At 65.3% G+C, this 23,651-nt stretch carries 22 protein-coding genes, 1 tRNA gene and 1 pseudogene; 16 read left to right on the plus strand and 8 right to left on the minus strand.

The features are described from left to right. Positions 1-8 precede the first annotated feature (8 nt). Positions 9-1,109 carry a catalase family protein gene (locus ABIC16_RS12650; protein WP_354291371.1) on the plus strand — a complete coding sequence of 367 codons (1,101 nt, stop codon included), beginning with the start codon at positions 9-11 and terminating at the stop codon, positions 1,107-1,109. On the opposite strand, the gene ABIC16_RS12655 is transcribed toward ABIC16_RS12650, so the two are convergent. From ABIC16_RS12655 to ABIC16_RS12675, 5 genes are all read right to left on the minus strand, one after another. Beyond that, positions 1,110-1,913: an SDR family NAD(P)-dependent oxidoreductase gene (locus ABIC16_RS12655; RefSeq protein ID WP_354291372.1), complete on the minus strand. Its 804-nt coding sequence runs from the start codon at positions 1,911-1,913 to the stop codon at positions 1,110-1,112. It lies immediately after the preceding gene. 14 nt (positions 1,914-1,927) lie between these two features. Then, positions 1,928-2,692, minus strand: a complete 765-nt coding sequence (locus ABIC16_RS12660) for an SDR family oxidoreductase (protein ID WP_354291373.1) — start codon at positions 2,690-2,692, stop codon at positions 1,928-1,930. A gap of 114 nt (positions 2,693-2,806) precedes the next feature. Further along, positions 2,807-3,862, minus strand: coding sequence for a phosphotransferase family protein (locus ABIC16_RS12665; RefSeq protein ID WP_354291374.1), 1,056 nt, complete (start codon positions 3,860-3,862; stop codon positions 2,807-2,809). Then, entirely contained in the window at positions 3,859-4,944 is a 1,086-nt protein-coding gene (locus ABIC16_RS12670) for a Zn-dependent alcohol dehydrogenase (protein ID WP_354291375.1), read from the minus strand. The genes ABIC16_RS12665 and ABIC16_RS12670 overlap by 4 nt, the downstream gene beginning before the upstream one ends. A 131-nt stretch (positions 4,945-5,075) precedes the next feature. Beyond that, positions 5,076-6,353 (minus strand): acyl-CoA dehydrogenase family protein, encoded by a 1,278-nt coding sequence (locus tag ABIC16_RS12675; protein ID WP_277968164.1) that lies wholly within the window; start codon positions 6,351-6,353, stop codon positions 5,076-5,078. A gap of 156 nt (positions 6,354-6,509) precedes the next feature. Here ABIC16_RS12675 and ABIC16_RS12680 point away from each other — a divergent pair, with 156 nt between their 5' ends. The 4 genes from ABIC16_RS12680 (at position 6,510) to ABIC16_RS12695 (ending at position 11,030) form a co-directional block, all read left to right on the plus strand. After that, entirely contained in the window at positions 6,510-7,766 is a 1,257-nt protein-coding gene (locus tag ABIC16_RS12680) for a TetR/AcrR family transcriptional regulator (protein ID WP_277968163.1), read from the plus strand. A 141-nt stretch (positions 7,767-7,907) separates the two neighbouring features. Next, positions 7,908-9,092 (plus strand): acyl-CoA dehydrogenase, encoded by a 1,185-nt coding sequence (locus ABIC16_RS12685; RefSeq protein WP_354291376.1) that lies wholly within the window; start codon positions 7,908-7,910, stop codon positions 9,090-9,092. Then, a complete protein-coding gene (locus tag ABIC16_RS12690; protein WP_354291377.1) occupies positions 9,092-10,210 on the plus strand; it encodes a CaiB/BaiF CoA transferase family protein in 1,119 nt (372 codons plus the stop codon). The genes ABIC16_RS12685 and ABIC16_RS12690 overlap by 1 nt, the downstream gene beginning before the upstream one ends. A 58-nt stretch (positions 10,211-10,268) precedes the next feature. Then, positions 10,269-11,030 carry a class II aldolase/adducin family protein gene (locus tag ABIC16_RS12695; protein ID WP_354291378.1) on the plus strand — a complete coding sequence of 254 codons (762 nt, stop codon included), beginning with the start codon at positions 10,269-10,271 and terminating at the stop codon, positions 11,028-11,030. Between the two features lie 55 nt (positions 11,031-11,085). On the opposite strand, the gene ABIC16_RS12700 is transcribed toward ABIC16_RS12695, so the two are convergent. Further along, positions 11,086-13,347 carry a glycoside hydrolase family 3 C-terminal domain-containing protein gene (locus ABIC16_RS12700; RefSeq protein WP_354291379.1) on the minus strand — a complete coding sequence of 754 codons (2,262 nt, stop codon included), beginning with the start codon at positions 13,345-13,347 and terminating at the stop codon, positions 11,086-11,088. Positions 13,348-13,489: 142 nt separating this feature from the next. Further along, entirely contained in the window at positions 13,490-14,938 is a 1,449-nt protein-coding gene (locus ABIC16_RS12705) for an alginate export family protein (protein ID WP_354291380.1), read from the minus strand. A gap of 110 nt (positions 14,939-15,048) precedes the next feature. Here ABIC16_RS12705 and ABIC16_RS12710 point away from each other — a divergent pair, with 110 nt between their 5' ends. From ABIC16_RS12710 to ABIC16_RS12730, 5 genes are all read left to right on the plus strand, one after another. Then, positions 15,049-15,588, plus strand: coding sequence for a (2Fe-2S)-binding protein (locus ABIC16_RS12710; RefSeq protein WP_354292318.1), 540 nt, complete (start codon positions 15,049-15,051; stop codon positions 15,586-15,588). A gap of 110 nt (positions 15,589-15,698) precedes the next feature. Then, positions 15,699-16,655 (plus strand): RcnB family protein, encoded by a 957-nt coding sequence (locus ABIC16_RS12715; protein ID WP_354291381.1) that lies wholly within the window; start codon positions 15,699-15,701, stop codon positions 16,653-16,655. A 71-nt stretch (positions 16,656-16,726) separates the two neighbouring features. Beyond that, positions 16,727-17,407 carry a prolyl hydroxylase family protein gene (locus tag ABIC16_RS12720; protein ID WP_354291382.1) on the plus strand — a complete coding sequence of 227 codons (681 nt, stop codon included), beginning with the start codon at positions 16,727-16,729 and terminating at the stop codon, positions 17,405-17,407. Between the two features lie 58 nt (positions 17,408-17,465). Continuing rightward, entirely contained in the window at positions 17,466-19,229 is a 1,764-nt protein-coding gene (recJ, locus tag ABIC16_RS12725; RefSeq protein ID WP_354291383.1) for a single-stranded-DNA-specific exonuclease RecJ, read from the plus strand. Between the two features lie 69 nt (positions 19,230-19,298). Continuing rightward, a tRNA-Glu gene (locus ABIC16_RS12730) sits at positions 19,299-19,373 on the plus strand. A gap of 42 nt (positions 19,374-19,415) precedes the next feature. On the opposite strand, the gene ABIC16_RS12735 is transcribed toward ABIC16_RS12730, so the two are convergent. After that, a complete protein-coding gene (locus tag ABIC16_RS12735) occupies positions 19,416-19,712 on the minus strand; it encodes a tyrosine-type recombinase/integrase (RefSeq protein ID WP_354291384.1) in 297 nt (98 codons plus the stop codon). Between the two features lie 7 nt (positions 19,713-19,719). Here ABIC16_RS12735 and ABIC16_RS12740 point away from each other — a divergent pair, with 7 nt between their 5' ends. The 6 genes and pseudogenes from ABIC16_RS12740 to ABIC16_RS12765 all read left to right on the plus strand — a co-directional run bounded on the left by ABIC16_RS12740 (position 19,720) and on the right by ABIC16_RS12765 (position 23,603). Beyond that, positions 19,720-20,061, plus strand: coding sequence for a hypothetical protein (locus tag ABIC16_RS12740; protein WP_354291385.1), 342 nt, complete (start codon positions 19,720-19,722; stop codon positions 20,059-20,061). Then, positions 20,058-20,198 carry a hypothetical protein gene (locus tag ABIC16_RS12745; RefSeq protein ID WP_354291386.1) on the plus strand — a complete coding sequence of 47 codons (141 nt, stop codon included), beginning with the start codon at positions 20,058-20,060 and terminating at the stop codon, positions 20,196-20,198. Before ABIC16_RS12740 ends, ABIC16_RS12745 begins: the two co-directional genes overlap by 4 nt. A gap of 147 nt (positions 20,199-20,345) precedes the next feature. Further along, positions 20,346-21,048, plus strand: a pseudogene (locus ABIC16_RS12750) (VIT1/CCC1 transporter family protein). 37 nt (positions 21,049-21,085) lie between these two features. Further along, the gene (locus tag ABIC16_RS12755) at positions 21,086-22,300 is read left to right on the plus strand and encodes a 2Fe-2S iron-sulfur cluster-binding protein (protein WP_354291387.1); all 1,215 of its coding nucleotides are present in this window, start codon (positions 21,086-21,088) and stop codon (positions 22,298-22,300) included. Continuing rightward, a complete protein-coding gene (locus ABIC16_RS12760; protein WP_354291388.1) occupies positions 22,297-22,884 on the plus strand; it encodes a hypothetical protein in 588 nt (195 codons plus the stop codon). Before ABIC16_RS12755 ends, ABIC16_RS12760 begins: the two co-directional genes overlap by 4 nt. Continuing rightward, positions 22,884-23,603 carry a cytochrome c3 family protein gene (locus ABIC16_RS12765; protein ID WP_354292319.1) on the plus strand — a complete coding sequence of 240 codons (720 nt, stop codon included), beginning with the start codon at positions 22,884-22,886 and terminating at the stop codon, positions 23,601-23,603. Before ABIC16_RS12760 ends, ABIC16_RS12765 begins: the two co-directional genes overlap by 1 nt. Positions 23,604-23,651: the final 48 nt, after the last annotated feature.

The raw sequence follows: 23,651 nt of genomic DNA on the forward strand, positions 1-23,651 counted from the left end.
AGTATCCGATGTCCGAAGCGCTCAAGCCCCCCGTCGCCTTCACCCCCACTGTCGAGACGACCACCGAAGACGAGAGCGAAACGTCGCAAGGCCTCAACAAGGCGCTCCACGACATCCTCGAGACAACCTCCGAAAACTACGGTCATGCCGTTCGGTCGGTCCATGCCAAAAGCCACGGGCTGCTCGAAGGCACGCTGACGATCCACGACACTCTGCCCGCCGAGCTCGCACAGGGCGTCTTCGCCGAGGCGGGCGAGCATCCCGTCGTGATGCGTTTCTCGACCAACCCGGGCGATATCCTGGACGATTCGATCTCCGTGCCGCGCGGGCTTGCGTTCAAGTTGCTCGACGTTGCGGGCGATCGCCTCCCCGGCTCGGAGAGCGAGACGACGCAGGACTTCATCATGATCAACGGCCCAGCCTTCGCAACGCCGAACGCAAAGCCGTTCCTCGCCAACCTCAAGCTGCTCGCCAAGACCACCGACAAGGCGGAGGGCGCAAAGAAGGTGCTGTCCGCCGTCCTGCGCGGAACCGAGGCGGCGCTGGAAGCGATCGGCTTGCCCAGCCCCGCGCTGCAGACACTCGGCGGCGCGCCCAACATCCATCCGCTTGGCGAGACCTATTACAGCGCGACGCCCTTCCGTTTCGGCAAGTATATCGCGAAATTCTCGCTCGCGCCGGTCTCGCCGAACCTGACCGCGCACACCAAGGAGAAGGTCGACACGCACAACCGCCCCAACGCGTTGCGCGAGGAAATCAACGCCGTGATGACGGCGGGGGACGCGGTCTGGGAGCTTCGCGTACAATTGTGCCGCGATCTGGAGACCATGCCGATTGAGAAAGCCAATGAAGTTTGGGATGAGGCGGAAAGCCCCTTCACCACGGTGGCGACGCTCCGCGCCTCCGCGCAGCCGAGCTGGACGGCCGACCGCGCCAAGGCGATCGACGATGAGATGCGGTTCAGCGTGTGGACCGGGCTCGCCGCGCACCAGCCGCTCGGCCAGATCAACCGAGTCCGCAAATCGGCGTATCAGATGTCGTCGGACTTCCGCGCCGACTTCAACCGCTGCCCGATCCACGAACCCAAAACGCTCCCCGCGCTCGACTGATCAGACAGCGGTCTTGCCATATTCCTGCTTGGTGACGGGGTGGCTGCTCGACAGCCCCCCGTCGACCGCAATCGCCTGACCGTTGACGTAGCTCGCGGCATCCGACGCTAGGAAGGCCGCGACCTCCGCCAGTTCCTCGGGTTGGGCACCGCGCCGCAGCGGGTTGAGCCGCCCGACCCGATCGATCTTCCCCGCCTCGCGCGCATAGTCGAACGTAGGCTTGGTCATGCCGGTTTCGGTCAGCCCCGGGCAGATCGCGTTCACCCGCACGTTCGATCCCGCCAATTGCTGGGCAGACACCATCGCAAGGTTGATCACGCCCGCCTTCGACGCCGAATACGCCGGTGATCCCGCCCCCGACCGGATCCCCGCGACACTCGCGGTCAGCACGATCGCCCCGCCGCCACGTTCCGCGATCCTGGGCGCGGCATGTTTGATCGCCAGGAACGGACCGATCAGGTTCACGCGCAAGACCTCGGTGATGAGCGCGACGTCGGTATCGAACAGGTTCGCCATCCCGCCGGAAATCCCGGCGTTGGCGAACATAATGTCGAGCCCGCCGTAATATTCGCACGCCACCTGCACCGCGCGGACGACATCCGCTTCGTCGCCCGCATCGATCTGGATCGCGTGGGCGGCGCCCCCCGCCTGGTCGATCAGCGCCGCGGTCTCGTGCACCGTATCGCTGCGGTCGGCGACGAGCACCGATCCGCCCTCCCGCGCAAACAGCAAGGCGCTGGCGCGGCCGATGCCGGACCCCGCGCCCGTGACGATGATCGACTTGCCCGTGAAACGCTGCGTCATATGCTGGCCTCCCCCTAAATCGTTACGCCGCCGTCGAGCACGATCGTCTGCCCGGTCATGAAGCTGCTCGCTTGGCTGGCGAGGAAGACGACCGCGCCCGCGATCTCCTCCGGCTCGCCGATCCGGCGCAGCGGCACGGTCTTGTTCGCGGCTTCGATCCGGTCGGGATCTTCCCACAAGGCGCGCGCGAAGTCGGTCTTGATCAGCCCCGGCGCGATGCAATTGACGCGGACGTTGTCGGGGCCGAATTCGTGCGCGAGATTGCGCGCCAGTTGCATGTCGGCAGCCTTGGAGATGCAATAGGCCCCGATCAGCGTCGACCCCCGCAAGCCACCGATCGATGACACGATGATGATCGATCCGGCGCGCCGATCGCGCATTTCGGGGGCGACCATCGTGATCAGCCAGTGGTTGGAGACGATGTTATTGTCGAGGATCTTGCGGAACTGGTCGTCCGCGATGCCAGCTTGCGGGCCGTAATAGGGGTTGGAGGCGGCATTGCAGACGAGCACGTCGATCTGCCCGAACGCAGTGCGGGTCGCATCGACCAGATGTTGCAGCCCCGCCTTGTCGGAAATGTTCGCCGCCACCGCGATCGAGCTGCCCGCACCGAACCGCGCGTTGATCTCCGCGGCGACCACATCGCATGCATCCTGCTTGCGGCTCGAGATGACGACCTTGGCGCCATGTTCCGCGAGTTCAAAGGCACTCGCCCTGCCGATCCCGCGTGACGAACCGGTCACGATGGCGACTTTGCCCGATAAATCAAATTGCGACATCTTCTTCTCCCTCTCCCCTTCGGGGAGAGGGCCGGGGAGAGGGGCTGTTACAAGCGCCGCGTCCCGATACTGCCCCTCTCCCCAGCCCTCTCCCCTGAGGGGAGAGGGAGTGCTTTAAGCCCCCGCCTTCACCGCGAATTCCCACGCAGCATCGGCAAGCCGATACACACCAGCCGCCGATTTCTCGGCCTGCGCACTCGATGCCGTACCCTCGACGATCCGCTTCTTGATGCCCTGCACGATCCCGGTCAGTCGGAAGAGATTGTACGAGAAGTACCAGTTGAGATCGGGCACCCCGTCCCGCCCGGTCGCGGCACAATAGCGCGCGACCATCTCGTCGATCGTCGGGATTCCCGTCGCAGGCCCGGTATGGCCAAGCACGCCCGAACGCCCCTCGGGCGCGGTCACCCAGCTCATCAGGAAATAGCTGAAATCGGCAAGCGGATCGCCGAGCGTCGACAACTCCCAGTCAAGCAACGCGATCACGCGCGGCTCGGTCTTGTGAAAAATCATGTTGTCGATGCGATAGTCGCCGTGGACGATCGACGTGCGCGTCTGCGGCGGCACGGTCCGCCCAAGATAGTCGATCAGTCTCTCGACCGATTCCATCCGCTCGGTCTCCGACGCGCGATATTGCTTCGTCCAGCGCGCGACCTGCCGCTCGAAATAATTGCCCGGGCGACCATAATCCCCGAGCCCAGCGGCTTCATGATCGGTGGTGTGCAGCGCCGCCAGCGTGTCACACATGGCGTTGTAGATGCCGGTCCGTTCGGCGGGCGCAAAATCGGGAAGCGTCCCGTCCCACAGATTTCGCCCATCGGCGAACCCCATGACGTAGAAGTCGGTCCCGATCACTGCCGGATCGGTGCACAGCCCATACGGCCGCGCGACCGGAAAGCCGGTCGGGTACAGTCCGGCGATCACGCGATATTCGCGGTCGACCGCATGCGCGGAAGGAAGCAGATTGCCCAACGGCTTGCGCCGCAACACATAGTCGCCCGAGGCAGCGGAAATCTTAAAGGTGGGGTTCGATTGCCCGCCCGAGAATTTGGCATAGGTCAACGGGCCCTCGAACCCGGCGACGTTCGCCGCCATCCACGCGGTCAGCCGATCCTCGTCGAGGCGATCCTTTTCGGGGACCGCCATCGTCTGTGGCGCAAAGTCGGTCATGCGAATTCGATCACCGAGCGAACGGTGTCCCCGCTGCGCAGCTTGCCCAGCGCGTGGTTGACGTCCTCCAGCCGGATCCGCTCGGCGACCATCGTATCGAGGTCGAGCTTCCCATCGAGGTACAGCCGGACGAGCCGCGGCATGTCGATCGGGAAACGGGTCGACCCGAGCAGCGAGCCTTGCAGCTTCTTGCCGGTCAGGAAGGTTGGGCCGGGGATCTTCACCTCATTGCCCGGCGCGATCATGCCGAGGATCGTCGCGGTCCCGCCGCGCCGCAGGATCGTCCAGGCAAGTTCAGCGGTGTTGGACCGCCCGACCGCCTCGATTGCATAATGCACCCCGCCCCCGGTCAGTGCCGCGACCTGCTTCGCCAGATCCGGCGCATTCGCATCGAAGCTGTGCGTCGCGCCGAGTTTCTCCGCCAACGCGCGCTTCTCGGCGACCGGGTCGATCGCGAGGATCATTCCCGCGCCCGCGATCTTCGCAGCGTTGATCGCAGCGAGCCCGATCCCACCGCACCCGATCACCGCGACGGTTTCGCCGGGACGCAACTGGCTGTCATTGAAGATCGATCCCGCCCCGGTAATCACCGCACACCCGAGCAGCGCCGCCCGGTCGAGCGGCATCGCCTTGTCGATCGCGACGCAGGCGTTCTCATGAACCAGCATCATCTCGGCAAAGGCGGACAGGTTGAGGAACGGCGCGAGCGGCGTCCCGTCAGCGAGGCTCAACCGCGGGTCCGCGCCCTTGGGCCGACGGGTCGACGGATCGACGCACAACGATGGCCGCCCCGTCACGCACATCTCACAAGACCCGCAGAACACCGTGAAGAAGGTGACGACGTGATCCCCCACCTTCAGATGCGCGACGTCCGATCCGACCGCCTCGACGATCCCGGCGGCTTCATGGCCGGGAACCGTCGGCATCGGATGCGGGAAGGCACCATCGACGAAGTGGAGGTCGGACCGGCACACCCCGCACGCGACGGTGCGGATCAGCACTTCGCGCGGTGCCGGATCGGCGACGCGAATATCCTCGATCACGAGGTCGGTGTTGGGGGCGTGGAGGACGGCGGCTTTCATGTCTTCTCCCTCTCCCGTTTGCAGGAGAGAGCCGGGGAGAGGGCAGTCTCTCCACATCGGCTCTGATCTCATGTGTTAGCGGACTGCCCCTCTCCCCTACCCTCTCCCCGCAAGCGGGGAGAGGGAGTATGTTACCGCCGCACCGCGTCCTTCGCCGCGACCGCCGCGGGCAGATCGGCATATTTGCCGAACTCGTTGCGCGCGATTGCGCGGTTGTGAACCTCGTCCGGCCCGTCTGCGAACCGCAGCGTACGCAGCGCGGCCCAGTCATGCGCGAGGTGGAAGTCACCCGACACCCCACCGCCGCCATGCGCCTGGACCGCATCGTCGAGGATCTGCAGCGCCATGTTGGGGGCCTGCACCTTGATCATCGCGATCTCGAGCTGCGCGGACTTATTGCCCGCCTTGTCCATCATGTCCGCAGCCTTGAGACACAGCAGCCGTGTCATCTCGATGTCGATCCGCGCCTTGGCGATGCGCTGCTCCCACACCGACTGGTCGGCGATCCGCTTGCCGAACGCGACGCGGCTCAGCAGCCGCTTCGCCATCGCCTCGATCCCGGTTTCGGCAACGCCGATCGTCCGCATACAGTGATGGATCCGGCCCGGCCCGAGCCGCCCCTGCGCGATCTCGAACCCGCGGCCTTCGCCGAGCAGGATGTTCTCGGCGGGCACGCGGACATTCTCGAGCACCACTTCGCCGTGCCCGTGCGGCGCATGGTCATAGCCATAGACCGACAGCATCCGCTTGATCGTCACACCGGGCGTATCCATCGGCACCAGGATCATGCTCTGCTGGCTGTGGCGCGAGGCGTCAGGGTTGGTCTTGCCCATCGTGATCGCGACCTTGCAGCGCGGGTCACCGACGCCGGACGACCACCATTTGGTACCATTGATGACATAGTCGTCCCCGTCCCGGACGATCGACGTCTCGATGTTGGTCGCATCCGACGAAGCAACCGCCGGTTCGGTCATCAGGAAGGCGGAGCGGATCTCGCCGTGCATCAGCGGCCGCAGCCAGCGATCCTTGTGCTCGCGCGTACCGTAGCGATGGAGCACTTCCATGTTGCCGGTGTCAGGTGCCGAACAGTTGAAACACTCGCTCGCCCAGCCGACCTTGCCCATCTCCTCGGCGCATAACGCATATTCAAGATTGCTGAGTTGGGTGCCTTCGAACTCGAACGTGTCGTCGACGTGATTCTGCCCGGAATGCGGGGGCATGAAGAAATTCCACAGGCCGGCGGCCTTGGTTTTCTCCTTCATCTCCTCGATCACGGGAATGACCTTCCAGCGCTCGCCTTCATGCGCCTGCGCGTCATATTCGGACTGGCGCGGGCGGATCTGTTCGTCGATGAAGCTCTTCACGCGATCCCGGAAATAGGTTTCGCGTTCGGTGAAGCTGAAGTCCATCGCGTCTCTCCAAGGGTGGCCGTTTGCGGCCTTCACCGGCGTTGGGTATACCGTACCGGGTTTTCGGTAAAGCCGCTTCGAACACGAAATTGCGGCCACACGGGCTCGATCGAAAAAGGACTGTTTCTTCTAAAAGATGTTGGTAAGGTTTCCGGCATGGAGGAAACAGCAATCGAACAGACCGCAGAGGCGGCGGATCCCGGCACCAGCACCAAGCGATTCCGCGCCAAGCGCGATGCGATCCTGGCCGCTGCGGCGGAGGCGATCAACGAACAGAGTGCCAAGGGCATGACGTTCGCCGACGTCGCGCGTCGGGTTGGCCTCAACACCACCAGCGTCACCTATTATTTCAAGCGCAAGGAAGACCTTGCCGCAGCATGTTTCGAACAGACGCTCGAGCGGTTGCAGGCGATGCTCGACGAATCGCTCGCGGAGGCGACGCCACGCGACCGCGTTGCGCGCTATCTCGCGCTCAATTTCGAGCGATTGGCGGCGATTCAGCGTGGAGAAGAGACCGCGTTCGCGATCCTGTCGGATCTACGCGCGATGGAAGAACCCGTGCTCGGTCGCCTGATGACCGGATGGCGCGAAGTCTTCCGCAAGACCCGCAGCTTGTGGGGCACGGCCACGAACCGCGCCCAGACCGATCTGTTCGGCGCCCGCGCGCACGTCCTCCTGGAGAATACCTTCTGGTTGCCGATCTGGCTCGTGCGCTACGAACCCGATCAATATGCCCGGGTCGAGGAACGCCTGATGGACGTGTTTGCACACGGCATCGCCGCCCCCAAGGCGCGCTGGGACCCCGAACTGATCGACCTGGTGCACGACGAACCCGAGCCCGGGCGTGAGGCGTTCCTACTCGCAGCGACCCGGCTGATCAACGAGCTCGGCTATCGCGGTGCGTCGGTCCAGCGGATTGCGTCGCAGCTCAACGTCACCAAGGGCAGCTTCTACCATCACCTCGACGCCAAGGATGATCTGGTGCTCGCTTGTTACAAACGCAGCCTCGATACGATCGCCGATGCGCAGCATCTCGCGGACGAACGCGGCGGGTCGCAATGGGATCGGCTTTCAGGAACGATCGCGACGTTGCTCGACGTGCAATTCTCGGAACGCGGCCCCTTGTTGCGGACGACCGCCTTGTCTGGCCTCCCCGCCGAGGGACGGCGGGCGATGGTCGATCGCTCCAATCGGATCGCACGGCGCTACGCTGGGACGATCAGCGACGGTGTCGCCGAGGCATCGGTCCGCGCGGTCGATCCACTGATCGCGGCGCAGGCGTTGATGGCCTTGCAAAATGCGGCGTTCGACATGCGCAAATGGGCCGGCACGATGCCGCGCGACAAAGCGATCGCGTACTACGCTTCCACCATCGTGTTCGGCCTGTTCGACGACCGGGTGCTGAACACCTAATCCCTGCGCGTCTCCCCGGCGCAGGCCGGGGGCCAGTTGTGAGCGATCCCGTTTGCGCACGCCGCGCTCGATAACGATCGTCCCGCAACTGGACCCCGGCCTTCGCCTGGGAAGCGCGTGATAGAATCAACGGAGTATCTCATGGCCGACATGGCGCGTTTCGATTGGGCCGACCCCTTCTTCCTCGACGACCAGCTCGAGGACGACGAACGCATGATCCGCGACACCGCGCGCGCCTATGCGCAGGACAAGCTCGCGCCGCGGATCGTCGATGCATTCCAGAACGAAACGACCGACCCCGAGATCTTCCGCGAGATGGGTGCGCTCGGTCTGCTCGGCCCGACCGTGCCCGAGGAATATGGCGGCGTCGGCGCGTCCTATGTCGCTTACGGCCTCGTTGCCCGCGAGGTGGAGCGGATCGATTCGGGCTATCGCTCGATGATGTCGGTCCAGTCGAGCCTCGTGATGTACCCGATCCTTGCTTATGGTTCGGAAGAGCAGAAGCAGAAGTATTTGCCCAAGCTCGCGACCGGCGAATGGATCGGCTGCTTCGGGCTGACCGAACCCGATGCCGGGTCCGACCCCGGCGGGATGACGACGCGCGCGAAGAAGGTCGATGGCGGCTATCTGCTGTCGGGCGCGAAAACGTGGATTTCCAATTCCCCGATCGCCGATGTCTTCGTGATCTGGGCAAAGTCGGACGCGCACGGCGACGGCATTCGCGGCTTCCTCGTCGAGAAGGGCGCGAAAGGCCTGTCCGCGCCGAAGATTGAGGGCAAGCTCAGCTTGCGCGCATCGATCACCGGCATGATCCTGATGGACGAAATCGAGCTGAGCGAAGACGCGCTGCTGCCGAACGTGCAGGGCCTGAAGGGTCCGTTCGGCTGCCTCAACCGCGCGCGTTACGGGATCAGTTGGGGGTCGCTCGGCGCGGCGGAGTTCTGTTTCCATGCAGCGCGCCAATATGGGCTCGATCGCAACCAGTTCGGCACCCCGCTGGCGGGGCGGCAGCTGTTCCAGAAGAAGCTCGCCGACATGGAAACCGAAATCGCGCTCGGGCTGCAGGCGAGCCTGCGGGTCGGGCGGTTGATGGACCAGGGCCGGTTCGCGCCGGAAATGATCTCGATCGTCAAGCGCAACAACGTCGGCAAGGCGCTCGATATCGCGCGGATGGCGCGCGACATGCACGGCGGCAACGGCATTTCGGGCGAATATCAGGTGATGCGGCACATGATGAACCTGGAAACCGTCAACACCTATGAAGGTGCGCACGACGTCCACGCGCTGATCCTCGGGCGCGCGATCACCGGCATCGCGGCCTTCTGATGCCCGCGCCCCCGCCCCTCGCTGGATTGCGCATCCTCGAGCTGGCGGGGATCGGGCCGGGGCCGTTCTGCGGGATGATGCTCGCGGACCACGGCGCGGAGGTGATCCGTGTCGAACGGCCCTCCAGCGGCGGCCTTACCGACCCGTCGCGTGACCCGTTATTGCGATCGCGTCGGACGATCGTGCTCGACCTCAAGCGGCCGGACGCGGTCGCGGCGGTGCGGCATCTCGCGGGCACGTGCGACGGGCTGATCGAAGGGTATCGTCCGGGGGTAATGGAGCGGCTTGGCCTGGGGCCCGATCTGTTGCTCGCGGACAATCCGCGGCTGGTCTACGGTCGCATGACCGGCTGGGGGCAGACCGGCCCCCTCGCCGACGTGCCCGGGCACGACATCGATTATCTTGCGATCTCGGGCACGCTCCACGCGCTCGGTGAGGCGGGCCGCAAGCCCGCCGCGCCGATCAACCTCGCGGCGGATTTCGGCGGCGGCGGGATGATGCTCGCGTTCGGGATGCTCGCCGCGATCCTCCACGCGAAAGCAAGCGGCGAGGGTCAGATCGTCGATGCCGCGATGACCGAGGGTGCCGCCGTCCTCTCCAGCATGGTCTGGGGCTTCCGCGCGATGGGGATGTGGAGCGACGCGCGCGGGAACAACCTGCTCGACGGTGGAGCGCCCTTCTACGACACCTACGAAACCGCCGACGGCAAATGGATCGCGGTCGGTGCGATCGAACCGCAATTCTATGCCGCCTTGCGCCGCGTGATGGCACTCGACGGGGCGGAATGGGACGGACAGTTCGCCGTGGCGCAGTGGCCAAAGCTGAAAGGTCTGCTGGCCGAACGGTTTCGGGAACGCTCGCGCGACGCCTGGATCGACGCCTTCGCCGGACATGAAGCCTGTGTCGCCCCGGTGCTCGGTTTCGACGAAGCCGTCGCCGATCCGCACAACGTCGCGCGGGGAACGTTCGTCACCAGCGGAAACGTCGTCCAACCCGCCCCTGCCCCGCGCTATTCCGCGAGTGCGACCGTCCCGCCCCGGATGGCCGGCGCGGCAGACAGCGCGGCGATCCTCCAGGAAGCGGGGTTCACCGCCGCCGAGATCGCGGCGCTCCTGTGATTTGCGCGGCCCCAGCGATCATGCGATAATTTCACGAAAAGCAGCATAGGAGACGATCATGGCCACCGCCGCAGTCCGCACCGTGTCGATGTCCGAGGCCGAATGGGAAGCGCGCCAGCAGCTCGCCGCCTGCTACCGCGTGTTCGCGATGCTCGGCTGGTCGGAGATGATCTACAACCACATCACGCTCAAGATCCCCGAGGAGGACGGCGCGTTCCTGATCAACCCGTTCGGGCTGCATTTCAGCGAAGTGACGGCGTCCAGCCTGGTCAAGATCGACATCGATGGCAACAAGCTCGACGACAGCCCCTACCCGGTCAATCGCGCCGGGTTCGTCCAGCACGCGTTGTTCCACCGGCACCTCCCCGATGCGCATTGCATCATGCACACTCATACCACCGCGGGCATGGCGGTCAGCTCAGTCGAGGGCGGGTTACGCCCGACCAACTTCTACGCGTGCAATTTCGCAGGCCAGATCGCCTATCACGATTTCGAAGGCGTGACGGTGCGCGACGAAGAAGGCGCCCGCTTGCTCGAACATCTCGGCAGCAAGCGCGTGATGCTATTGAAGAACCACGGGATCCTGGTGATGGGCCGGACCTTGCCGGAAGCGTTCATCAAGCATTGGTCGCTGCAACGCGCGTGCGAGATCCAGATTGCTACCGCGAGCATGGGCACCCCACTCGAAGTGTCGCCGGAGGTGGTCGCGGTGCATCAGCGCGACCTGCACATGGCGCAAGTTCCGGGTGGCCCCGGCCAAGCCGATTTCGCCGCCATGGTACGGCTGGTCGACAAGATCGACACCGGGTGGCGCGCCTGATCGAGTCCGGGAGCGGTTGTACCCGGACTCGATCGGCCTCAACGGTACGACGGTCTTACCGCGCCCGCCACGTCGCGGGCATTGTCCGCGCCGGGACCGTCACCGTCACCGTCTGCACGATGTCCGCAGCGGAGGTCCCCAGCATCACGCGGTACGCACCACCCGCAATCCGCCACTGCTGCCCGGCCTCGTCCCACGTCGCGAGCAGCCGCGGATCGACCGTCACCGACGCACTCTTGCTCGCGCCAGGCGCCAGCGCCACCTTCGCGAAACCCCCAAGCCGCTTGGGCGCTTCCCAGCCACCCGCAACCGGCGAGACATAGATCTGCCCGATCGCAGCCCCGGCCCGCGCACCGGTATTGCGCATCTGGAAGCGCGCGGTGATCGCCCCGTTCGCCACGCCCGCCTTCAGCCCACTCCCGGCAAACTGCGTGTACGACAGACCATAACCGAACGGGAACAACGGCTTGAACGCCTTCGCATCGAACCATTTATACCCGACCGTCGCACCTTCGCGGTACACCACGTCGCCACTGTGCGGCACCGCCGGATCGGGCAACTGATCGACCCCGCGCGGGAAGGTGACGGGGAGACGACCCGACGGATTGACCTTGCCCGTCAGCACGTTGGCGATCGCCGCCCCACCCGCGGTGCCGGGATACCACGCCGCCAGCACCGCACCAACCTTGTCGAGCCACGGCATCATCACCGGTCCGCCGGTTTCCAGCACGACCACGGTGTTGCGATTGGCGTCACCGATCGCGTCGATCAACGCATCCTGCTTGCCGTCGAGCGCCATCGCTACGTCGAACGATTCCCCCGCCCATTGCGTCGCGAACACGATCACGACGTCGCTGTCCTTCGCCAGCGCCGCGGCGGCGGCCGGATCGTTTCCGTCCGCATAGCGTACGACCGCGCCCGGCGCTTGCCGCTGGATTTCCGCCATCGGCGACGACGGATAATACATCACCGGCCCGGGCCAGAACGTCGGGGCGATCCCCGGCACCGCATTGCCCTCGGCAGGGTAGACCAGCGACGATCCGCCGCCCGCCAGCACGCCCTTGTCGGCATGACCGCCGATGATCGCGATCCGCTTCGCGCTTGCGGTCAACGGCAGCAGGTTGCGCGCGTTCTTGAGCAACACCGTCCCCGCTTCGGCGGCGGCCCGCGTGACGGCGGCATGGCCGACCATGTCGATCGGTTGTTGCTGCAACGGATGCTCGAACAGCCCTTGCGCGAACATGCCGTACAGGATGCGCTCAACCATCAGGTCGAGCTGCGCCGGCTTGACCGTTCCCTGGTCGATCGCCTCGCGCAGCGGGCGCCCGAAGAACGGCTTGCTGTCGAACGGGAACCCTGAATCCTGGTCGAGCCCGGCGGTGGCAGCGGCGACCGTGCTGTGCGCCGCGCCCCAGTCGCTCATGACATAGCCCTTGAAGCCCCAGTCGCGGCGCAGCACATCGGTCAGCAGCCATGTGTTCTCGCACGCATGGGTGCCGTCGACCCGGTTGTACGAACACATGATCGATCCGGGCTTGGCTTGCTCGATCGCCAGCTGGAACGCGAGCAAGTCGGAGACCCGCGCCGCACTATGGTCGATCACCGAGTTGCCGGTGTTGCGATCGGTTTCCTGGTCGTTGAACGCATAATGCTTGATCGTCGAGACGACGTGGTTCGACTGGATCCCGATCACCTGCTGCGCGACGATGCTGCTGGCGAGCACGGGATCCTCCCCGCCATATTCGAAGTTCCGCCCGTTCCGCGGTTCCCGCAGCAAATTGACGCCGCCTGCGAGCATCACGTTGAACCCGGACCGTCGCGCCTCGTCCCCGATCATCGCACCGCCGGCGCGCGCGACGTCGCGATCCCAGCTGGCCGCGATCGCAAGTCCGGAGGGAAGCGCGGTGCGCCCGCGCTTGACCTTGGCGCCGCCCTGCGTGGCGACCCCGACCCCGGCGTCGGTCTGGAACTGCGCGGGAATGCCGAGCCGCAGGATGGCGGGGACATAGCCGGCGGAACCTTCGAGCGCCGCCTTGGGCGCGATGTAGCGGGAGATCGGAAAGTCGGTACCGAAATAGCCGAACACCAGGGTGTGTTTCTCGTCCGTCGTCATCGCGGCGACGAGCGCCTTGGCGCGGGCATCGGGGGTTTGCGTCGCGTCGCTCCACACGCCCTTGATCGGCGGTTTGTCCCACGGGGCAAGCGCTGGCATCCCGGCATCGGGGGCCTGCTTGGCCGGCGGCGGGGGCGCGGCGACTTGCGCCGATACGGCACCGGAAAGCAGCAACAGCGGCGCGACCGCGACACGGAACGTCATTCGTTTCTCCCCCTGGGGTACGCTTCGGCGTCCCCGATTCGCTGCTTGTGCAGACTGTTTCGACAGGCCTATCGCGCCCGCGCGGATCGGGCAAACCGCGTGATCCACGCGCCCGTCCCGCGACGATCGATCCGATGCGTTTTCAGAAGGTAACGAGCAGATTGGTTTCGAGAAACCGAACAGTCGATGCCTTGCGGGCGACCGCTTCGGGCACGTTCCGCAGGAACGCCCCTTTGAACAGCACGGCGAAATTGCTTTCGAGCCGCAGCCGATTCGGGATCACCCAATAGCGCAATCGCCCCTCGACCTGCTGCCCGGCAAAGCGCCCGGATCTGCCGGTCGGATCCGTGAGATCATAGAAACCGTCGTAGCGCGACGCCAACCAGATGCCGCGGTAATCCGTCAGCACTTCGAACCGATCGGCCGGCTTGGCCTCGAAGCGGACGCCGGGCGCGCTGATATTCCTGCGGGCGAGCGCGGCATAGGTGCCCGATGGCCCGAAATCGTCGCGTCGGCTGCCGAACAAGGTGTCGAAGCGATGCAACGTCCCGCCAGCCCCCGCCTGTCGGCCATTCCCGCTGGCATAATCGTAGAACAGCCCGAGCCGTGGCTTGATCGCGCCGCCGAAAGTGAACCCCGCCGCGGCATGGACGAAGCCCGCTTTCACCGGCGCGTTGGTCGCGTCGGCGCGCATAGACTCGCTCGCTCGCCCGAACTGGTAGGCGCCTTCGAGATCGTAATCGAAGCCACAGTCCTGCGCGCTCCGCGAAAACCGCGCGTCGATCGTCTGCAAGCGGCGATCCGCGGTGGCGCGACCTGGCGAATCGTGCTCCGCCAACCGGTAATAGGCAAGCTCGACCTGCCCAGCACCCAGCGCCTGCTTCTGCGTGATGTGGGCCCCGAACAGGACGTTGTTCAACGTCTCGCGATCGAACCGCACGACGTTGCGCCGAACCTCGGCGTCGCCGCTCGGCAGATGTTCCTGCGGCATGACGTAGAATAGGCTCACGCCGGTGCTCCGGGTCGGCTTGAAGTCGAACCGCACGCCGGTGAACCCCGTCACCGTATTGCGATACTCGTCCGTCGCCACCAGGCGCCCCGACCCCAGGTTTATCAGAAACCGCCCTCCCTCGACCGACGCCAGCCCCAGCGGGGTCGCGCCGGGGTCGAGCCGCAGCTTGAGGTACGCCTGCGGCAGTTCGAGCGCATTGATGTCGCCATTGTCGATTTGCGTTCTGGTGCCGATGCCATACCCACGGCTGTCGACCAGTTCGCCTCCGATCGTCAGCGGGCCGGGCCCGTATTCCAGCGCGATTCCGGTGCGCACCAGGAACGCCTGTTCGGCGGCCGCTACGTCCGGACTGGGTCGTCCGCCAACCGTTTCGTAGCGCGCCCGGATCGCCGCCGTCACCAGCAGACCATCGTCATCCTTGGTCGGCGCAGTCTCCTCCTGCCCCGGTTTCTCGGTCGAGGATGCGGGCGATGCGGGCAAGGACTGCGCATTCGCGACGCCGGACGCGCCGAGCATGCCGGCCCCGCCAAGCATGATCGCCACGACGCCTTGGCGCCATGCATCGCGTATCGCCGCCACTGTGATAAACCCCTGCAGCCGATCCCTTGGCGCCGTGCGGATCGCCCGGTACCACCCAGCGCTCGAAGCGCTTGATGACCGGCAAAGTTCCCCTAAAGTCCGCGACGCACATGACCCGCTTCACCGTCAACAATCAGCCCGTCCAATATGCTATGGATCCCGCGACCCCATTGCTGTGGGCGCTCCGCGATGCGTCGAACCTGACCGGTACCAAATATGGCTGCGGTACGGGGTCGTGCGGTGCCTGTACCGTCGATGTCGACGGGACCGCGGTGCGATCCTGCCTTCGCGCGATCGGCACGATCGAGGGCAGCTACGTTACGACGATCGAAGGCTTGTCGCGCGACCGCAGCCACCCGGTCCAGACCGCCTTCATCGCCAAGAACGTCGTTCAATGCGGGTTCTGCATCCCCGGCATGGTGATGGCGGCGGCGGTGCTGCTCCAGCACAACCGCACGCCGAGCGAGGACGACATTCGTCGTGAGATCACCAACCTGTGCCGATGCGGATGCTACCCCCGGCTGGTCGAGGCGATCCTGCTCGCGGCGAGCATCCAGCGCGGCGACGAGACGATCGACGCTCCCCCTGCCCCGGGAATCCTTCCGGGCGATGCCGCCCGGGCGGTGCCGGCGCTGGTGGTGCGACGGTAGCGGAAGCTTTCGCAAAGCTGTCATGACAATTCAGACATGATGCAGCGTGGGACGTCTACACGGTGGATCACGGCTCGGTCTTCTTCCCCGCCGCGGTAAAGGACATGAGAATGCGAAAGTCTTTGCTCGCCGCCATCATTGCGGCAACCGCCCTGATCCCGGCAGCAGCGCTCGCACAGGATGGCGGCGAACGGCGCGGTCGCGGCGAAGGTCGTGGACAACAGGCGGGACAACCCGGCCAGCCGCCGCAGGACCGCGGGCAGGGCTTCCGGGGCGATCGCGGTCCGGATGGCGGGCAAGACCGCGGGCAGCGCTGGCAACAGCGTGCCAACGGCCAGCCGGAGTTTCAGCGGCAACCGCAACCGCAACCCCAGAGCCAGCCCCAGCCCCAACCGCAGAGCCAGCCGCAACCGCGCTACGAACGCCCCGACCGACCCGGGCGTCCCGATGGGGAGCGCGGCGATTTCCGCCGGCCCGGCGGATGGGATCGCGGCCCGCAGGCTGGACAAGTCCCGAGCCCGCAACCCCAGGATCGCGGGTATCAGGGCAGACGCGGCGCGTTCGACGACCAGCGCGGAAACCAGGCTCCTGGTCGACGCAACTGGAACGACGACGATCGTCGGGGTGATCCTCGCGGCGACGACCGTCGGGGCGGTAACTGGCGCGGCAACGACCGCCAGAACGATTGGCGCGCCGGCAATTGGAACGCAGGCGACCGAAACGGCGCGAATCGGGGCTGGAACGGCAGCAATGGGGCGTGGAATCGCGAGTGGAGGCGCGACAATCGATTCAATTACGGCGATTATCGACGTCAAAATTACAACGCCTACCGCCTGCCCCGCTATTATGCGCCGAGCGGCTGGGGCTATGGATATCGTCGTTTCGGGATCGGATTTCAACTGAACTCGATCTTGTTCCGGCAGGATTACTGGATCGCCAACGCGGATTATTACCGGCTTCCGCCGGCCTATGGTCCCTATCGCTGGGTCCGCTATTACAACGACGCACTCCTCGTCGACGTCCGCACGGGCAATGTCGTCGACACGGTCTACGACATCTTCTGGTAAGACTCCCGGGGTCGTGCCGTCCGGCGGTGCGACCCCTTGTCTTTTCCGGTGCCGAGGGCAAAGTCCCGGTTATGGGCTTTTTTTCCAAGAAATCCGGCGCGACGTCGCCGGTACGGCGCGCGTTCGGCGAGACGGTGTCCCGGCGGCTGGACGCAAATCCCGCGATCACCCGGTCATCGGTCGGGGACGCGCAAATCTATCGCCATCCCGATTTCCTCGATGCCGCCACCTGCGCGAAGTTCGTCAAGCTCATCGACGCGAACCGCCGCCGCTCGACCGTCTTGGCGGAAGACGCGGTCCAGGACTTCCGCACCAGCGAAAGCTGCGACATGGATCGCTGGTCCCCCGACGTCCGCCCGACCGACGAAGCGATCGCCGAATTGCTCGGGATCGACCCGGTTCACGGCGAGACGATGCAAGGCCAACGCTATGCGATCGGCCAACATTTTCGCGCGCACAATGATTACTTCAACCAGGACCAGCCGTACTGGCCGAAGATGATCGAGAGCGGCGGCCAGCGGACATGGACCGCAATGATCTATCTCAACGATGTCGAGGAAGGCGGCGCGACCTGGTTCCCGCTGGTCGGCGTGCGGATCGCCCCGAAGCGCGGACTGCTGATCGCCTGGAACAACATGCGCCCGGACGGAAGCCCCAATCCCAATACGTTGCACGAAGGTATGCCGGTCACCGCCGGGACCAAGTCGATCATCACCAAGTGGTTTCGCGAGGGCAACTGGATCAAGGCCTAAATATCGTTCGATACCAGCGATGTTTGCGCCGTCCTCCGGATCCAGTAGAGCCGGGCGGGTGAACACCGTCCTCAACATCGACCGCTCGATCCTCGGCCAGCCCTGGCGCTGGCGCATGCTCGAAACCGACGCACGCGACCCGGGCTTCGCGCCCGACGACCTCGTCACCCAATTGCTGCTCGCCCGCGGCTGTGCGCGCGACGAAATCGCGCTGCACAAAGCGCCCAGTATCCGTGGCTTCATGCCCGACCCGTCGATCTTCCAGGACATGGACAAAGCCGCGACCCGCCTGGCCGACGCGGTCGTTGCCGGAGAGCAGGTTGCGGTGTTCGGCGATTACGACGTCGACGGTGCCACCTCAGCCGCGCTCGTCATCCTCGTGCTGCGCGATCTCGGGATCGAGGCCCGGCCCTATATCCCCGATCGCCTGACCGAGGGGTACGGACCGACCGGTGCCGCGATGGTTCAACTCCACGATGAAGGCGCGAGCCTGATCATCACCGTCGATTGCGGCGCCCAGGCGTTCGACGCGCTGGCGACCGCGCGCGAAGCCGGGGTCGACGTCGTCGTCGTCGATCATCACAAATGCGCGACCGCGCTGCCGCTGACGCATGCGCTGGTCAATCCGAACAGGCTCGACGAGACCGAAGGCGCCGCGCACGGCCACCTTGCCGCAGTGGGTGTCGCCTTCCTGCTCGCCGCCGCGCTGATCCGCACCCTGCGCACACGCGGCTTTTTCGAAACCCGCACGGAGCCGCGACTGCTCGACCTGCTCGATCTGGTCGCGCTGGGCACTGTCGCGGACGTTGCGCAGCTCAAGGGGCTCAATCGCGCTTTCGTCGCGCAAGGGCTCAAGGTGATGGCGCAGCGCCGCAACATCGGTCTCAACGCGCTGATCACCGCCTCCCGCCTAACGCGCGCGCCGACGTGCAGCGACCTCGGCTTCGCGCTTGGCCCACGCATCAACGCCGGCGGCAGAGTCGGTAAGTCAGACCTCGGGGTTCGCCTGTTGACCACCCGGGACCCGGCGGAAGCGGATGCCATCGCGGTCGAACTCGATCGGCTCAATGAAGAACGCCGTGCCATCGAGGCGATTGTCCAGGAAGCGGCGGACATCATCGCTCAATCGAAGAGCAATCGCGCGGTCCTGGTCGTCGCCGGCCATGGCTGGCACCCCGGCGTGATCGGGATCGTCGCGGGACGGCTGAAGGAAAAATACGGGCGCCCTGCCCTCGTCATCGCGATCGACGATGCAGGGATGGGCAAGGGCTCAGGTCGATCGATCCCGGGCGTCGATCTCGGCGCTGCGGTCCTGGCCGCAAAGGAGTCCGACTTGCTGATCGCGGGCGGCGGCCACGCGATGGCAGCGGGCCTGACGATCGCTGAGGACCGAATCGCTACGCTCGACGATTTCCTCAGCGACCGCCTGGACGCCGCCGTCACCCGCGCGATGGGGGACCGGGCGTTACTGCTCGACGCGGTGCTGACGACGGCGGGGGTTAATCCTGAGCTCGTGACGGCAATGGAAGTCGGCGGACCTTACGGCATGGGCTGGCCGCAGCCGCGCATCGTCGCGGGGCCGGTCCGGGTGATCAAGGCCGACATCGTCGGCAACGGGCACGTCCGCGCGATCGTGGCGGGCGATGGCGGCGGTACGCTCAAGACGGTCGCCTTCCGCGCGGCGGAGGGTCTGCTCGGACAGGCGTTGCTAGGCGCCCCACCGCATCGCCGCTTGTGGCTCGCGGGCCGCGCCAAACTCGACGATTGGGGGTCTCGCCCAACTGCGGAATTGCACCTCGATGACGCCGCTTGGGCAAATTGATGCGTAAAGCGCTTGACCGCCGCGCAGACTTTGCCTAACCGGCCCTTCGCTTCCCGAGCAATCGGGGACGGCCCCTTCGTCTAGCGGTTAGGACGCGGCCCTTTCACGGCTGAAGCACGGGTTCGATTCCCGTAGGGGTCACCACCTTCGAAAATTAGCGTTATAAAACCGCTGTTTGCGGGGTGGTTAGACATGCTTGTCATGGTTAGTTAGACAATTCCCAATCGGAAACCGAGGTGATCGCGTCGTCCGCCATCGCTCTCTCTGGTTCGCTGCGGCGACGTACAGCGCCACCTCCTGATCGCCACTATGGCCGGACACCGCTTTGATTCCCTGCTGGCTGGTTTTCTGTTCCGACAGGCGCCGCATCATCGCCTTGCGCAGCCCATGCGCCGTGCATTGCAGCAGCCCCGCCTCGTCGCACCAGTCGCGGAACGCGTTGCCGAAGCCCGCCTTGGAATACAGCTTGCCGAACCCCGTCACGAGATAAGTGGTTTGCCCGGGAGCCATCGGCGGCATCGCATCGATCGCGGCAGACACCCGCGGCGACACGCTGCGCGACATCCTGCAGCCGGGCGAGGAGGTGACCTCCTTCGCCGTCACTCCGAACGCGGACGCAACGGCCGCCGGTTTAATGGTGCTGACGGACGGCGACTACACGCCACGTTACGCCGGGCTGACGTTCGCCTTCTGGGTCGAGATCGCGACCGCCATGCGCGGCAGCTCGATCTTCAACGGCACCGGCATCGTCCTGGGCGTGGAGATCAGCTTCACCACCAATTTCCAGCAACAGGACCAGATCACGGTCGGCATTCGGGTGGCGAACAAATGACCGAAGAGACCGCAGAAACCGTCCTCGGCGGTGGCGTGCATAACGGCAAACGCGTCCGAGCAACGTTTACCTTCTATCAGGGCGAGGTCGGCGTGCGCGATCGCTGGAAAACGCAGGAGGTGTCGTTCTTCGCTTAGGCAAAGCCCTAGCGCTGCCCGTCGCTGCGGTCGTAACCGCGGGAACTACGTATGGAGCCACGGTGGTCGCCCCCTTAGCATTCACCCCCGGTGCTCATGCCGATGCAGGCACCCACAATGGCGGTCCCGAAAAAGGCGAACGCGGCGATGACTAGGCTGCACCTTCACTCCGAACGCCATCTGGTATCTCGCATCGGCTGGCTCCGTGCTGCAGTCCTCGGGGCTAACGATGGCATCGTCTCGACCGCCAGCCTGATCATCGGCGTATCGGCGGCCGTCACAAAGCGGGGCGATATCCTCATAGCCGATGTCGCGGGATTGGTCGCTGGGGCCATGTCGATGGCGGCCGTCGAATATGCCTCGGTCAGCTCGCAATTCGACACCGAACAGGCCGATCTTGCTCGCGAGCGCGCCGAACTTTCCGGCGACGTTGATGCGGAAATCCAGGAACTCGCTGGCATTTACATGAAGCGTGGCGTGGATTCGGCAACCGCCGACACTGTAGCACGGCAGTTGATGGCCAAGGACGCGCTGGCCGCCCATGCCCATGACGAACGCGGCATCTCCGAGATGACGACGGCGCGGCCGATCCAGGCTGCGCTCACTTCCGCCGCGACCTTCACCGCCGGTGCCGCGCTGCCATTGGCGATCGTGATCTTTGCGCCGGCGCCCTGGCTGGTCGTCATCGAAGCCATCGCGTCGCTTTTTATTCCTCGCGCTGCTGGGTGCCGTTGGCGCGCGGGCGGGCGGCGCGCCGGTCTGGATCGCAACGGTCCGTGTCACCTTCTGGGGGGCGCTGGCAATGGCGCTGACAGCCGGGATCGGCATGCTGGTAGGAGCGGCGGTATGAAACACCGTGCGGCCGCTTCGCCCGAATGCTGGTACGGGTGACGGCGCTCGCGCTCCTCGGCTATATCTCCGCCGCGCTGCTGGCCCAGGTCATCGTTGCGATCCTCTTCACAGCACTTCGCCGCCGACCGCCCTTGCTGGAACCTGCCCAAGGCCGCTCGCTCCCAAACGCAGCCTGGGCCGGCTTACGCGCTTTTCGCGTCCGATCGCGCGAGGATGAAGACGACGCGACCAGCCAGACTTCTTTCTACCTGGAGCCCGTCGATCAACAGCCGCTTGCCCCATATCGCGCCGGCCAGTTCCTGACGTTCCAGTTGGAGCTGCCCGATGCCCAAGGGGAGGTTAAACGGGTTACCCGCTGCTACTCGCTGTCCGACCGGCATGACCCGCAAGCGTTTCGGATCACGGTGAAGCGGGTCCCAGCGCCGTGCGATCGGCCCGATCTGCCGCCTGGGCTCGTTTCGAATTACTTCCACGACAAGGTCGCACCGAGTTCCATCCTTCAGTTACGCGCGCCTGCCGGGGCATTTGTGCTTGGAGACGACTCCAGCGTCCCGGCAGTCCTGATCGCGGGTGGCATCGGTATCACGCCGCTGTTCGCAATGGCGCGCGCCGCGCTCGCGACGCACCCTGGCCGCGCGCTCCATCTCTTCTACGGCGTCCGAGACCTTCGCGAACTGGTGTTCGAGGCCGACCTTCTCGCGATGAAGCAGCAGCATCCCAATTTCCACGTGACGATCGTCCAAAGTTGCCCACTTCCGGGGAAGGCCGAAGGGGACAGCTTTCACGCCACAGGCTTCATTGACGTTGCGCTGTTGCGTCGCGTCCTGCCGCGCGGGCGGCACAATTTTTATGTGTGCGGGCCACCACCAATGATGGCGAGCCTCGTCCCCGCACTGCTTGAGTGGGGCGTGGCAGGCGACGCTGTCCACTATGAAGCGTTCGGTCCGGCCTCGATCCAGTCCACCGAACAGGGGATCGCAGCCCCGCTCGAAACGGCGATCAAGATACAGTTCGTGACCTCGGCCCGGACGCTCAGTTGGACAAGCGCTGACAAGAACCTGCTCGACTTTGCCGAACGCCACGGCATCACAGTCGACTCCGGCTGCCGATCGGGAAGCTGTGGCACCTGCGAGACGGCGCTGACGGCGGGCGAAGTCCGCTACCCGCAACCGTCGTCCTTCGAAGTTGCCAAGGGCCATTGCCTGCTCTGTGTGGCTGTGCCGACCGGCGATCTGGTCCTCCAGGCATGAGCGGCCTGCGCACCAGTTTGTTGAGCCGCGAGGTCATCCCGTTCTACCTGTCGCTCGCCGCGCTCGGGGGGGCTGCACTGGCACTCGACGCGGCATTGCACCTTGCCAATGCCGTCTGGATCGGTCGCTATCTCGGCATTCCCGGCGTTCTGCTGATCCTTGCCTCGTCAGGCTATTCGATGCGCAAGCGGAAGCTGATCAAGTCGGGCAAGCCGGCCAACCTGCTCCGCTGGCATGAGCGGCTCGCCTGGGCAGGATCGTTGCTGGTCCTCGTCCATGCCGGCATCCACTTCAACGCGATCCTTGCCTGGCTCGCGGTTTGGGCGATGCTCATCAACATCGCCAGCGGCCTGACCTTCAAATATCTGCTGGGACGATCGCGCAAACGACTGGAAGCGACCCGCACGCGGTTGCGCGCGCAGGGGCTGTCGGCGGAAGCGCTTGAAGAGCAGACCTATTGGGACAGCCTCGCCTTCGATGTCGTCAAGGCATGGCGCATTGTCCACCTGCCGATCACGCTGGCGTTCGGCGTGCTGGCGTTGGCGCATATCATCGCGATCTGCCTGTTCTGGGGGTGGACGTGATGCGCCGTTGGGGGCTCTGGCTGATTGTCATCAACCTGTGCGGGCTGATCGCGCTTGTCTTTGCCTTGCCGCACCTGATGGTTGCGCCAGGGCCGTTGATCCCGCCGCACGCGAGCATCACGACAAACTGCTTCGCCTGCCATGCGCCGTTCAAGGGCGCGTCGGCCGATCGCTGCACCGCTTGCCACAGGGTCGACGACATCGGCATCCGGACGACAACAGGGGCGCCAGTCAAGCAGGATGGTGATGTAATCGCCTTCCACCAGTCTTTGACGACGCCCAACTGCATGGCGTGTCACACTGACCATAGCGCCCCCCATCTGGTGAAGGCGTCGCGGCCGCGCTTTGCCCACGCCCTGCTACGGCCAGACGTGCGCGGCCAGTGCGCGACCTGCCACCGGGCACCGCAAACGGCGATGCATGCGCAGGCCGGCAGCAATTGCGCGGCATGTCACACCCAGGCCCGGTGGAAACCTGCGACCTTCGACCATGCAAAGTTCTTCGCGCTTACCGGCCCGCACAATGCGTCCTGCGCGACCTGCCACACCGGTGGCGACACCCGCCATACGACCTGTTTCAGCTGCCACCAGCACCAGCCCGATCGGATCCGCGCCAAGCATGCCGAGGAAGGGATCCAGAACATCGAGAATTGTGCGCGCTGCCATCGCAGCGGCTCTGGCGAAGGTGGCGAGGGCCGCGAAGGCGGGAGAGACGACTGAACGCAATATCCTCTCAGAGATCAACCCAACGCCCGAAGGAAATTCATC

It is taken from the genome of Sphingomonas sp. PvP055 (assembly GCF_040546365.1).
GTDB lineage: Bacteria > Pseudomonadota > Alphaproteobacteria > Sphingomonadales > Sphingomonadaceae > Sphingomonas > Sphingomonas echinoides_A.

Coding starts and splice junctions, on each gene's coding strand:
- ABIC16_RS12695 (WP_354291378.1), top strand. CDS start 10,269: ATGGCCACCGCCGCAGTCCGCACCGTGTCGATGTCCGAGGCCGAATGG.
- ABIC16_RS12665 (WP_354291374.1), bottom strand. CDS start 3,862: ATGACCGACTTTGCGCCACAGACGATGGCGGTCCCCGAAAAGGATCGC.
- ABIC16_RS12745 (WP_354291386.1), top strand. CDS start 20,058: ATGACCGAAGAGACCGCAGAAACCGTCCTCGGCGGTGGCGTGCATAAC.
- ABIC16_RS12710 (WP_354292318.1), top strand. CDS start 15,049: ATGACCCGCTTCACCGTCAACAATCAGCCCGTCCAATATGCTATGGAT.
- ABIC16_RS12765 (WP_354292319.1), top strand. CDS start 22,884: ATGCGCCGTTGGGGGCTCTGGCTGATTGTCATCAACCTGTGCGGGCTG.
- ABIC16_RS12685 (WP_354291376.1), top strand. CDS start 7,908: ATGGCCGACATGGCGCGTTTCGATTGGGCCGACCCCTTCTTCCTCGAC.
- ABIC16_RS12720 (WP_354291382.1), top strand. CDS start 16,727: ATGGGCTTTTTTTCCAAGAAATCCGGCGCGACGTCGCCGGTACGGCGC.
- ABIC16_RS12680 (WP_277968163.1), top strand. CDS start 6,510: ATGGAGGAAACAGCAATCGAACAGACCGCAGAGGCGGCGGATCCCGGC.
- ABIC16_RS12655 (WP_354291372.1), bottom strand. CDS start 1,913: ATGACGCAGCGTTTCACGGGCAAGTCGATCATCGTCACGGGCGCGGGG.
- ABIC16_RS12650 (WP_354291371.1), top strand. CDS start 9: ATGTCCGAAGCGCTCAAGCCCCCCGTCGCCTTCACCCCCACTGTCGAG.
- ABIC16_RS12670 (WP_354291375.1), bottom strand. CDS start 4,944: ATGAAAGCCGCCGTCCTCCACGCCCCCAACACCGACCTCGTGATCGAG.
- ABIC16_RS12690 (WP_354291377.1), top strand. CDS start 9,092: ATGCCCGCGCCCCCGCCCCTCGCTGGATTGCGCATCCTCGAGCTGGCG.
- ABIC16_RS12675 (WP_277968164.1), bottom strand. CDS start 6,353: ATGGACTTCAGCTTCACCGAACGCGAAACCTATTTCCGGGATCGCGTG.
- ABIC16_RS12660 (WP_354291373.1), bottom strand. CDS start 2,692: ATGTCGCAATTTGATTTATCGGGCAAAGTCGCCATCGTGACCGGTTCG.
- ABIC16_RS12700 (WP_354291379.1), bottom strand. CDS start 13,347: ATGACGTTCCGTGTCGCGGTCGCGCCGCTGTTGCTGCTTTCCGGTGCC.
- ABIC16_RS12760 (WP_354291388.1), top strand. CDS start 22,297: ATGAGCGGCCTGCGCACCAGTTTGTTGAGCCGCGAGGTCATCCCGTTC.
- ABIC16_RS12715 (WP_354291381.1), top strand. CDS start 15,699: ATGCGAAAGTCTTTGCTCGCCGCCATCATTGCGGCAACCGCCCTGATC.